The 1,636-nt window shown below is 72.9% G+C and carries 2 protein-coding genes and 1 pseudogene; all 3 read left to right on the forward strand.

The genetic code is table 11. The features are described 5' to 3' along the window. On the forward strand, positions 1 to 251 hold a 251-nt coding region (locus tag PROKR_RS36655), incomplete at its 5' end, for an EboA domain-containing protein (RefSeq protein ID WP_036971445.1). A 2-nt stretch (positions 252 to 253) separates the two neighbouring features. Next, complete coding sequence (locus tag PROKR_RS29885; protein WP_036971567.1) at positions 254 to 1,132, forward strand: TatD family hydrolase; 879 nt, start codon at positions 254 to 256, stop codon at positions 1,130 to 1,132. 24 nt (positions 1,133 to 1,156) lie between these two features. Next, positions 1,157 to 1,636, forward strand: a pseudogene (locus PROKR_RS29890) (metabolite traffic protein EboE); the annotation flags it as partial.

Raw genomic sequence — 1,636 nt, forward strand, 5'->3', positions numbered from 1 at the left:
GCCACGCGATCCTCAAGCTCGTGTTCCAGGGCACGAGCCTCGCCGCCGCGAGCGGTCTGGACCGCCGGGCCGACGAGGAGCTGGCCCGCATGGCCCGTGACTTCGCCGCGGAACGCCGGGCGGCGGGCCGGCCCGTCCCGGACGACCTCGACCGCCTCACGGCCGCCCGAACCACGAACGCCCAGCCGGCAGACACCCGGCCGACGGTCACGGCCACCACGGACACCCGGCTCAGCACCACGAAGGAGTGACGTTGCGCATCCTCGACCCGCACATCCACATGACGAGCCGCACCACCGACGACTACGAGGCGCTGTACGCCGCGGGCGTGCGCGTCGTCGTCGAACCCGCCTTCTGGCTGGGGCAGCCCCGTACCAGCGTCGGCTCGTTCACCGACTACTTCGACTCCCTGCTGGGCTGGGAACGGTTCCGGGCGGCGCAGTTCGGCGTCCGCCACCACGCGACGATCGCGCTCAACCCCAAGGAGGCGAACGACCCACGCTGCCGCGAGGTGCTCGCCGAGGTGCCGCGCTACCTGCTGAAGGACGGCGTGGTGGCCGTGGGCGAGGTGGGCTACGACTCGATGACGCCCGAGGAGGACGAGGTGTTCGCGGCCCAGCTCGAGATGGCCAAGGAGGCCGGGCTGCCCGTGCTGGTGCACACCCCGCACCGCGACAAGCTCGCCGGCACGCGCCGCACCCTCGACGTCGTGCGCGAGTCCGGGATCGCGCCGGAGCGGGTGCTGGTGGACCACCTCAACGAGACCAACGTCGCCCTGGTACGCGACGCCGGGGCGTGGGCCGGGTTCTCGATCTACCCCGACACCAAGATGGACGAGCACCGCATGGTCGCCCTGCTACGGGAGTACGGGACCGACCGGATGATCGTGAACTCGGCGGCGGACTGGGGCCGCTCGGACCCGCTGAAGACCGTCCGCACCGGCCAGGAGATGCTCGCGGCCGGCTTCTCCGACGACGACGTCGACCAGGTGCTGTGGCGCAACCCCGTCGCCTTCTACGAGCAGTCGGGCAACCTCGTGCTCGACCCGGTGCCCGGGTTCAGCGCGGGCGAACCGCCGACGCCGGGCGTCGAGTTCGAGGGATCGTCCGTGCTGCGCGGCGCGCGGGCCTGAGCGGGCCTGAGAAGGGATACCCAGATGCTTCTCTCCTACTGCACCAACGTGCACCCCGCCGAGGACCTCGACGGGGTGATCGACCAGCTCGCCCGGTACGCCGGTCCCGTGCGCGAGGCCGCCGGCCTGGACACCCTCGGTGTCGGGCTGTGGCTGCCGGCCGAGCTGGCGCACCGGCTGGACACGTCCACCGCCGACCGCGAGCGCCTGCGCGCTGCGCTCGCCGAGCACCGGCTCCAGGTGCACACCCTGAACGCGTTCCCGTACGGCGGGTTCCACCGCGAGGTCGTCAAGCTCGCGGTGTACTCCCCCACCTGGGCCGAGCGGGCGCGGCTGGAGTACGTGCTCGCGTGCGCCCGGGTACTGGCCGACCTTCTGCCCGAGGGCGTCGCCGGGTCGATCTCGACCCTGCCGCTCGCGTGGCGCGCGCCCTGGACCCGCGCCGACGACGACGAGGCCACGCGCGCCTTCGCCACGCTGTCCGCCGAGCTGCGCGAGCTGGCG

Origin of the sequence: Promicromonospora kroppenstedtii DSM 19349 (genome assembly GCF_000515355.1) — a bacterium.
GTDB lineage: Bacteria > Actinomycetota > Actinomycetes > Actinomycetales > Cellulomonadaceae > Promicromonospora > Promicromonospora kroppenstedtii.